The sequence below is a fragment of the Microbacterium sp. UNCCL10 genome (assembly GCF_000746195.1).
In the GTDB taxonomy this organism is placed as follows: Bacteria; Actinomycetota; Actinomycetes; order Actinomycetales; family Microbacteriaceae; genus Microbacterium; species Microbacterium saccharophilum.
In genome coordinates, this window is sequence record NZ_JQKT01000002.1 from 1 (window position 1) to 9,764 (window position 9,764).

The following is a 9,764-nucleotide window of genomic DNA, read 5'->3' on the forward strand; positions in this document are numbered from 1 at the left end:
GTTGTGAGGGTGCGGGGGCGGGTGCCGTTGCGCTGGGTGGTGCGGTCCGGGGTGCGTTCGAACGGGGCGGCACCGATGAACGCGGCCGCTTCCGCATCGATCAGCTCCTGATAGAGCGTTTCGGTCGCCAGCCGGATTCGGTCGGTGACGTCGGTGAGTTTCAGTTCCCCGAGGAGCTCGAGGAGGGCAGACTGGTCTAGAGCCATCGTGCGTTGTGTCTTTCTGTGAGTAGCTTTGATCGGTTCTCACTGACCATCGCACGATGGCTCACCACGTCAACGACGTGACACTCAGCACCGAGAACTACACCACCCCAGGGGACGCCACCGGCCCCCGATCGTGGCTGTCGCGCTAATCGGAAGACCAACGGTTCGCGGCAGATGCAACCGGGCGACTGAAATCGTGAGGTCACGGGATCGATGCCCCTCGGAGCCACCCTCGGCGCGCCAGTGCGCGGGCATGAGCAGACACCCTGAACCCCCACCCACAGGCGAATCTATCTATCGACAATCGGCGCGTCCGTGAAGCGCCGCCGCGTGGTAGAGGTCGAGCGATCAAAAGGGGTCATCAGGGCGCAACGCGATACGAGCGCGAGACGCGGTCGCCGCCGGATGTGGCCGCCCAGCTCGAAGTTCTGCGCGCTGGGGGGAACCGGATGGCAGGTGGCGGACACTACAGGTATGACCACCGAGGACGTCACCGACTTTGAGCGCTGGCGGAGCGCCACGCAAGGCAACGGCGAAGCGCTCGGCGAGCTTTTTGATCGCCACAAGGACCGGGTCTACCGTCACAGCCTCCGGCTTGTACCGACCCCGACAGACGCCGAGGACGTGGTTGCGATCGTCTGGCTCGAAGCCTGGCGGAAGCGAGACCGAATCAGATTCGTCGAAGGGTCGATGTTGCCGTGGCTGCTCGTGGTCGCCACCAACACGTCATCGAACGTGAGCCGAAGCGCTCGTCGATACCGTGCGCTGCTCCAACGGCTGCCCCCACCGACGCTTCCACCTGATCCCGCTGAGCGACTCGACGATGGTCCAGCCCAATTGGCCCTTGCCCAGTTGTCACGTCCCCACCGAGAAGTGATGGCTCTGTGCGTCCTCGGCGGGCTTAGCGAAAAGGAGGCGGCCGGGGCGCTCGGGATCCCGCCCGGGACTGTGAAGTCACGCCTGTACCGAGCCAACCGAGCGCTCCGCACCAGGTACCAGGAACTGCAATCTTCACAAGCATACGGAGGAGTACGTCCATGAAAGATCAACAGCGCGACGAGCGGTCGGCAGCGCTGCGGGAGCTGCTCGTAAACCTGCCGAGCTCGACGACTGCGAGTCGGCCGATGCGGGCCGTCTCGATGACGCGCTTCGCGGTGGGCACGGCCACTTTGGGCGTGGGAGTATCGATCGTGGCCCTTGCCTTGAGTATGGGGGCGGGTGACGTTCCGGGTGGGGCGCTGCCCGAGCCATCCAGTCCCCCCCGCGCCGAACCGTCGACCGGAATCGGATCGCGCGTGAGGATGTATTCGTCGGTGGAGGAGCTGATCTCTGACAGCGGCGCGGTCGTCTCCGGAATGCTCGTCGACCAGAAGCCAGGCCCCGACGGAACCACGGAGTGGACCGTCGAGGTCAAGCGCACTTTCACTCCCGCAACGCTCGGGGCCACCGCACCCACCTCGACCGTGACTGTCGCCGAGGGAAGCACCCTGCGGGTGCGGACGTTCGACAGCATGACGGCGTCTGTTCCAGGGGCCCCGTTGGACCTAGGCAGCCGCTACCTTCTCTTCCTTTCACCCACAGGTCTCCCTTCCGCTGGCGACGATGAGTTCTTCATCACGGGCGTGTCCGCGGGCGTCTACGAAGTGGTGGGCGACCGCTACGTACGGGCTACGGACGGGGGAGACACACTGCCGGAGGAGCTTCACAACGACGACCTCCGTTAGTGGCGCGAGGCGCCCTGAGACCCGGCCCGACTGGTCTGCGGATGGCGACGATGTTTGGCAGCGCGCTTCGCTTCGGTGCGGTGCGCGCTCCCCGAGGAGCGGCCGGCAACGCCGGGCCCTCGTGCGCGCGCACGACAGCGAATGAACCCGGATCCCGGACGCTCCCTAGTTTGGTGTCGCGATTGCTGGCCAGTATCGGCCGTCCTCGGATCAGTGGCCGCCCTAAGGCGAGCTCGGAAACCGTCGGGCGACCCGATCTCCTGCATGGGATCTTTACTGAATTGCAATAGAAACCTCGCATGAGCCGAAGCAGGCTGAGGATGTGAATAGACGCCCTCCCCTGAACAGCGGGTCCCCAGCGCCGCGACCGCGCGTCCGGTCCGGTGATGACCGTCGGGTTGGCGCGCTCGTTAGGCGGTTGCACCCGCCGCGCGTCGCGGCACCCGCCCGCACGTCGGGCTCCATGCCGTCGCGGACGCCCAGTCGTATCTCAGACCGGGTCGGCGGCGTAGACCGAGAGCAACCCGCCGTCGTCATGGGCCGCGCAGGCGACGTGCCGACCCTGGAGACGCTCACCGCCGTGACGCTTCTCGGGACACCCATCCTCAACCTGAGGATGCGCGTGGTCAAGATCGTGGACCTGGTGCAGATGCGGGACCAGCGAGCGCAGCCATACGGGCTGACCGACCGCGACTTCGAGGTTCTGTTCGCCACCGACACGCGTGTGTTTCTCCCTTACAACGGCTGCCCGGGAGACCTCGTCAAGGTCCGCGCGCGGACCCGCGGCCGCGCCGCCACTGGCCGCGCGACGCAGACGGGCGAACCCAGATGAACGAGGAGTCCACCACTCATGGGACACATCATCTGGATGCCGTCTATGACGCGGTCCTCTTCGACTGGGACGACGTTGTCACCAACCCCGCCGGACAGGTCTATCCGAGTACGGCTGCCTTTCTGCGGCGTTTGCGCGACGCGGCCGTACCGGTGGGTCTGGTCACGGTGAACCCCGACGCGCAACAGATGCTGGCCGCGGGGGGTCTGGCTAGCAGTTTTGACACCGTCGTGGACGGCCGCACCGCGCTCACGCATCACCTGCCGGTCAAACCCGATCCCGCGATGTCTGTCGAAGCAGCCCGCCGGCTGGGCGTTCCTCCGTCCCGCACCGCAATCGTCGAGGGCTCGGTCGCTGGAGTCACAGCCGGGCGAGGGGGAGGATTCGGGTTCGTCGTCGGAATCGACCGAGCCGGACGGCGAGCCCAGCTGGAAGCGGCTGGCGCGGACGTCGTGTTGAGCGACGTCGGTGAACTCGACCTGGGCGTCTCGTCGACTGACCCCTGGCTCCTGGTCTATGAGGGCTTCGATCCTGCGCACGAAGGACATCGGGAGGCGCTGACGGCCTTCGGCAACGGCTACATGGTCACCCGTGGCGCCCGACCCGAGCACCATGACGACGGCATCCACTATCCCGGCACCTACCTTGCCGGCGTTTACAACCGGCTGACCAGCACCATCCACGGCCGCCCTCTGGAGGAAGAACATCTCGTAAACACGCCGAACTGGCTGCCGGTGGACATCCGCATCGGAGACGGACCGTGGCTGTCCACCGGCCAGGTCGTGACGCGCAACGAACGACGCGAAGTCCACCTTCGCCGCGGTCTGGTCACGCGCCGAGCGGTCCTGGATGGCCCAAGAGGGGAGCGACTCGGATTGGTGCAGAGCTCTTTCGCCTCCATGGACCAACCTCACCTGGCCGTCCTCGAGACCACTATCACCGCCCTCAATTGGAGCGGCATGGTCACGCTGCGCTCGGGAGTCGACGCGGGAGTACGCAACAGCAACGTGTCAGCGTATCTCGGGTCGGACGCCGCGCACCTTGAGCCAGCGACGTACCGCCACATTGGTGACATCACCCTCTGCGAGGTGGCGACTCGTCATAGCAAGGTGCGCATCGCCACCGCGGTTCGCGCGAGCCTTACCGTGCCCGCCCGCGCGACTGAGCGCCACGCCGACGCTCCGTGGCAGCACACCCGTGAGTTCCGCATTGCCGTGGAGCAGGCTCGACCAGTCACCCTCACCAAGACGATCGCCATCTTCACTTCGCACGATCGCGCCATCACAGAACCCGGGGCTGCCGCCCTAAACCTGCTCGCGGAGCACGGAGCGGACGTCGGCGTCCTGCTCGAACGCCACGAGGCGATCTGGCGGCGGTTGTGGGAGCGCTTCGCGGTGACAATCGAAGCCGACGCCCGCAGTCAGCTCATCCTGAACCTGCATATCTTCCACTTGTTGCAGACCCTGTCCCCACATTCAGCAGAGCTCGACGCCGGCGTGCCGGCTCGCGGTTTGCACGGCGAAGGCTACCGAGGACATATTTTCTGGGACGAGGTGTTCGTTATTCCTGTGATCGCCGCCCGCTTCCCAACGATCAGTCGGGCACTTGTCGACTACCGATGGCGCCGTCTGGGAACAGCGCGAGCAGCAGCGTCCGCTGCCGGCCTAAATGGGGCACTGTTCCCATGGCAAAGTGGCAGCGATGGGCGAGAGGAGACGCCCGAGGCCCTCTTCAACCCCCGTTCCCAGCGGTGGATGGCAGACAACTCGTATCGGCAGCGCCACGTGGGGTTGGCTATTGCCTACAACGCCTGGCAGCAGTACCAGACGACCGGCGACCTCGAATGGCTCGCCGAACGTGGCGGAGATCTCATCATCGAAGTGACCCGCCTGTTTGCTTCACTCGCGGTACATGATGCCGGTACTGACAGATTCCACATCGCAGGAGTGATGGGTCCGGATGAGTTCCACGATGGCCCTCCCGACGCGCCCGGTACCGGGCTGCGTGACAACACCTACACCAACGTCCTCGCCTCCTGGGTCGCCATGCGGGCGGGCGACACCCTCACCATGCTTGATGGCCATCGAGCTCGGTCTCTCCGGGACCGCCTCAACGTCACCGACGACGAAATCGCCCGCTGGTCTCACCTCAGCACACGGCTGACCGTGGGCTTCCACAAAGACGGCATCCTCACTCAGTTCGACGGCTACGAGGATCTGCAGGAGCTGGACTGGGCCCACTATCGGCGCCGCTATGGAAACATCGGCCGACTCGACTTGATTCTCGAATCGGAGAACGACAGCACGAACCACTACAAGCTGGCGAAGCAGCCCGATGTCGTCATGCTCGTCTACCTCCTCGGGCACGGCGGCCTTCGCGCGCAACTAGACGCACTCGGCTACCCCTTCCCCGAGGCCGACCTCATCCGCACGGTCGACTATTACCTCGCCCGCACCACCAACGGGTCAACGCTCAGTCGCGTTGTCAGCGCCTCCGTGCTGGCAGGGATCGACCCCTCCCGATCCTGGCTCGCGTACCGCGAAGCACTGATCGGCGATCTGGACGACTCGCAAGGCGGGACAACCCGCGAAGGCATCCACCTCGGCGCGATGGCCGGCACCATCGATTTACCCGTCCGATCCTTCGCCGGCATGACCTACAGTGACGACGGACTTGTCTTCACGCCGCGCTTACCGCCTCAACTGTCGCAGGTGGCATTCCAAATCCGTTTCCGCGAACACCTCGTCGATGTGACCGTCGGGCGCAAGAGTCTGAGGCTGCACGCGCACGCCAGCTCCGCCCTCCCTTTCCGGGTCCGGACCGGCGGCGCGGACGACACACTGTCCGCCGGACAGACTAAGGAGTTCGACATCGACTCCACTGGAGCGGCGCAGTCTGACGCGGCAACGAGCCGTTAGCGGGCACCAACCGGAACCGGGCCGGCCGCGTCACCCTGACTATGCCCGTCGTGGGCTGTGGCCGCTCAACCAGGACTCGCGCCTCGACAAAGGGCTCTCCGCCCTCGAAGGTGCGCGCGGACAATTCGGGCCCGGCCCCGTCCGACGCGCCCGGCAGAACTCGGCCCGACATTCCGACCAGTGGATCAGAGGGACCCACCCGGCCATACTGCCTTGGCTGGCCCGTCGGTCGGGGTTACAAGGCCTCGACAAGGTCCCGCATCGTGGCGACCTCGGCCGTCTGGTCCGCGATGATCTTGTCGATCAGGGCGATGACGTCGGGGTTCCGCGCCCCACGGAGGGCCATCTCCCCCATGTCGATCGCACCCTCGTGGTGGACGATCATCTGCTCCAGGAACAGCCGCGCGGCCTCGGCGCCCGACGCGTCCTCGAGAGCAGTCATGTCGCCTTCTGACATCATCCCGTCGCCGTGCCCCATGCCACCCATGCCACCCATGCCGCCCATCGAGTCCTCGTCATAGTCGACGTTCCACTCCTCCAGCCACGACCGCATGGTCTCGATCTCCGGACCTTGGGCGTCCTTGATCTTCTGGGCGAGCTCGGTCACCTCGTCCGGGATGCCGGACTTGGCGAGGAGGATGTCGGCCATCTCGATCGCCTGCTCATGGTGCGGGATCATCATGACGAGGAACATCTGGTCGGCGGCGTTGAAGTCAGCGCCGGGTTCGATCGTCTGGGTCATCATGCCGCCGGGCCCGCCCCCCATACCAGGCATGACCCCATCCTGCGCGGCGCAGCCGGCGAGGACGAGGACTCCGGCGAGCACGCCGACCGTGAGCGCGATGGCGCGCGATTTGTTGTTCACAGCAGTGTCCTTTCAATCAGTCGAAGCAGATGTGATTCGGCGCCCGGCGGGCGACATGTTCCTCCAGGCAGGTGCGGGCGAACAGGACGGCGAATCAAGTTCGACTGATCGAGAGCAGTGCCCGGTCGAGAAACACCACCCCGTCGGGATCCGGTGCCCTCTCCTGTTCGAGCTACATCGCGAGCACTGCTCGCTGGAACTCGAGCTGTCGGGAACGGATCTCGGACACCGAACGCCCGCCGATACGTTTCAGGTCGATGTAGTGTTGCGTGTTCGATCGTCGTCCGATATCCGCGCTGTCGAAGCTGGTCGACCATCGACGTCTTTCCCGAGCTCGGCCCGCCCGTGATGACATACCACTCGAACACTGTCCTCCCCTTCCGCTCGCGAACGACGGGTACGCGCCGCGCGGTCAGGTCGTCTCCACGGTGCGCGTTGACGCCTTACGCAGCCCCACCTGTGCTGGCGGCCGAGCCGGACGTCGGGCGGCGCCGGTCTGTCTCGAGAACAGGATCACGACGACAAGTACGAGGCCTACCACCCAAATGAAGCCGATCAGGACTCCGGCGACGTCGTCGAACGTCTCGGTGACGCCGGTGTCGATGAGGACGCGGTAGGGGCCATAGCCGGGCAGGAGGACGGCGGGCCCCGGTGGTTCGAGCCGGAGCATGGGGCTCTGGGTGATCCCGAGGTCCAGGAATGGGACGACGAACGCGACCAGCACCCCCGTGACGCGACCGAACAAGACCCCCAGACACATGCCCACCAGCGCGTAGACGGCGCCCAGGAGCAGCGTGCCGCCGACGAACCCCACCCATTGCTTGGCGGGAAACACCATCGCCGTGACCGCGAGCGACGCTGCGGCTGTGATCACGACCGCCACTCCCACTTGCCCGAACCGCCCCGCCAGCAGCGAGTACTTCCTCATCCCGGACTCCACGAGCCGGCGGTCACCATCGCGGTTGTTGAGCGCGAAGAAGAGGCCGGCAACGGTAGCCAACGACGCCACCGCGATCGGCGCCATCGTTCCGGCCTGCGTGTCGGGCAGCCAGACCTGAACATCCGTCTCCCGCCCGGCTTCGAGGACGCGCATGATCGAGTACTGCTCGTCGGTGATGAGCTTGGACAGCCAGATGAAGATGACCGGCACCGTCACAAGGAGAACCCAGAGGGCGGGGTTGCGAGCAAGCTGCCGCAGCCCCATCCGGAAGCTCGCCCCGACTTGACCCGCCCATCCGGGACGAGGTGCGCCGTGCGGCAGACGGCTCACCCGTGTGGACCGCGCCAGAAGCAGCCCACTGACGAGAAGGGAGGCTCCGACCCAGACCCAGGCGATCCCAAGGTCGCCGAGGCGTCCACCGTGGCCGGACGGGAGGTCGACCATCCACAGCGTGACGAAGTGTGTGGGCATCCACCGGGTGATCTGCACCCGGTCGGGTGAGGTGAGGGCAGGTCCGAAGAAGACGTCGAGGATCCAGATGAGCAGGATCACGACTGTTCCGTTGACGGCGTCGTGAACGATGGAACCCACCGCTGCGCCGATGCCGACGTAGACGACCGCGAACATGACGGTGCCCGCCGCAACACGAAGCGGATCGTCCACGACGGCCCGAATAAGCAAGGTCGAGACAGCCGCAGCGGAGACGAGAACGGCAATCAGGATCCCCGTCAACAGCCGGGAAACGACCAGCGACCGCGCAGGAAGGCCAGCCAACACCAGCCGCCGAACGGCGACGTGCGCCTGGCGGGTTTGGAAGAACATGGCGAGGGCGGCCAGAAACGCGGCGGCCCACCCGGCCGTCGCGGTTTCCACAGCGTTGCCGGTGCCGCCCAGCAGGTGGGCGGCATCCGCCATCGGTTGCGCGGCAACCAACACGAAGACGACAGGGATCAGCACCAGCACCAGCAGGTTCACGGGATTGCGGACGTACTCGACGAGAAACCGGCGGGTCAGCACCGCGACGGCCGTCATTTCTGCGTCGCCTTCCCGTCGCGAAGCACGATGATCCGGTCGAACCTCTCCTCGTTCGCGATGAAGTGGCTGATCACCAGCACTGCTCGGCCGGATCCACGCTGACGCTCGACCAGCCCCCAGAACCGCAGATACGTGTCCCAATCAAAGCCCGCGTAGGGCTCGTCGAGGAGCAACACCGCGGGGTCGGGAAGGAGCGCCAGAGCGAGATTCAGCTTGGCGAGCGTGCCGCCAGAGAGTCGATCCGCCCGTACATCTGCATACCGAGCGAAATCGAGCTCCTCATAGAGTGTTTGCTGCGCCACGAGCCGCTCCTCCCGACTCATCCGGTATGCGACACCGAACAACTCGAAGTGCTCGTCGCAGGTGAGGCGCTCGAACACCACGGGTCGTTGCGGGCAGTAACCCAGCGAACCGCGCAGGTCGACCACGACGGCATCTGCCGGCAGCGCGCCGACCAGAATCTGCATCAGCGTCGACTTACCCGACCCGTTCTCCCCGACAAGACCGACGATCTCGCCGCGATGCAGCGACAGTGACACACCATCCAAGACGCGATGCCGTCGACGGAGCGGCCACATGCCCTGCCCGTAGGTCTTGGAGACACCGCTCGCGCTGACTACGGGGTCGGCGCGCGATTCCGCAGAGGAGCCGCCGATCGGATCCAGCGGCTCCGTCCGATTCGAGACCATGCGCGGAGTGTGTCACCCGCCCGCCCCTGCGTGAAGGACGTAGGTCCTGCGGCTGCAGGGGCAGCTCTCCGAAATAAAGTCCGACCCAAGGACTCTTCTGCGGAGACGGAGGAAGGTGAACCCTCGGTTCCCGTAAACGAACTCCACCTTGGCAGGGTGAAATCGCAGCGTAACGATCACTCCAGCTCCAGCGCCCGTCGCACCGCCAAGGAAGCGGAATGCCGGGTTGATCAGGCGCTCACTGTTCCCATCCTTACAGCACTCAGCGCTCGATATGCTCTCCTCGATCGCTCCGTCGGTGGCCGCTGGGCATGCCCGGGGACACCAGGCGCGACGTGTGTCTCCCGCCGCAAGAGCTGCACCCACCGTGGGACAAGCGGATCGCGTGTTCCGCGCGGTCGCGCGGCTTTGAAAGCGTCATCAACGGTGGGATGCGAACCCATCATGCCCATGTTCGGTAGGTGGCGTCCCCTGGGGTGGTGTAGTTCTCGGTGCTGAGTGTCACGTCGTTGACGTGGTGAGCCATCGTGCGATGGTCAGTGAGAACCGATCAAA

At 65.6% G+C, this 9,764-nt stretch carries 8 protein-coding genes; 4 read left to right on the forward strand and 4 right to left on the reverse strand.

Annotated elements, in window-relative coordinates; translation table 11 throughout:
• The coding region (locus tag BR85_RS00085; protein ID WP_036275331.1) for a transposase at window positions 1–206 on the reverse strand (206 nt) is incomplete at its 3' end.
• Window positions 207–680: 474 nt separating this feature from the next.
• Here BR85_RS00085 and BR85_RS15065 point away from each other — a divergent pair.
• From BR85_RS15065 to BR85_RS00100, 4 genes are all read left to right on the forward strand, one after another.
• Complete coding sequence (locus BR85_RS15065; protein ID WP_081782619.1) at window positions 681–1,247, forward strand: RNA polymerase sigma factor; 567 nt, start codon at window positions 681–683, stop codon at window positions 1,245–1,247.
• Window positions 1,244–1,930 (forward strand): hypothetical protein, encoded by a 687-nt coding sequence (locus BR85_RS00090; RefSeq protein WP_028494799.1) that lies wholly within the window; start codon window positions 1,244–1,246, stop codon window positions 1,928–1,930. Before BR85_RS15065 ends, BR85_RS00090 begins: the two co-directional genes overlap by 4 nt.
• Before the next feature lie 463 nt (window positions 1,931–2,393).
• A complete protein-coding gene (locus BR85_RS00095) occupies window positions 2,394–2,762 on the forward strand; it encodes a phosphoketolase family protein (RefSeq protein WP_081782620.1) in 369 nt (122 codons plus the stop codon).
• On the forward strand, window positions 2,759–5,680 hold the full coding sequence (locus tag BR85_RS00100; protein WP_051526093.1) for a glycosyl hydrolase family 65 domain-containing protein: 2,922 nt from the start codon (window positions 2,759–2,761) through the stop codon (window positions 5,678–5,680). Before BR85_RS00095 ends, BR85_RS00100 begins: the two co-directional genes overlap by 4 nt.
• 235 nt (window positions 5,681–5,915) lie before the next feature.
• On the opposite strand, the gene BR85_RS00105 is transcribed toward BR85_RS00100, so the two are convergent.
• The 3 genes from BR85_RS00105 to BR85_RS00115 all read right to left on the reverse strand — a co-directional run bounded on the left by BR85_RS00105 (window position 5,916) and on the right by BR85_RS00115 (window position 9,209).
• A complete protein-coding gene (locus tag BR85_RS00105) occupies window positions 5,916–6,545 on the reverse strand; it encodes a DUF305 domain-containing protein (RefSeq protein WP_028494801.1) in 630 nt (209 codons plus the stop codon).
• Window positions 6,546–6,957: 412 nt separating this feature from the next.
• Window positions 6,958–8,517: an ABC transporter permease gene (locus BR85_RS00110; RefSeq protein ID WP_051526094.1), complete on the reverse strand. Its 1,560-nt coding sequence runs from the start codon at window positions 8,515–8,517 to the stop codon at window positions 6,958–6,960.
• Entirely contained in the window at window positions 8,514–9,209 is a 696-nt protein-coding gene (locus BR85_RS00115) for an ATP-binding cassette domain-containing protein (protein WP_036272060.1), read from the reverse strand. Before BR85_RS00115 ends, BR85_RS00110 begins: the two co-directional genes overlap by 4 nt.
• Between the last annotated feature and the right edge of the window lie 555 nt (window positions 9,210–9,764).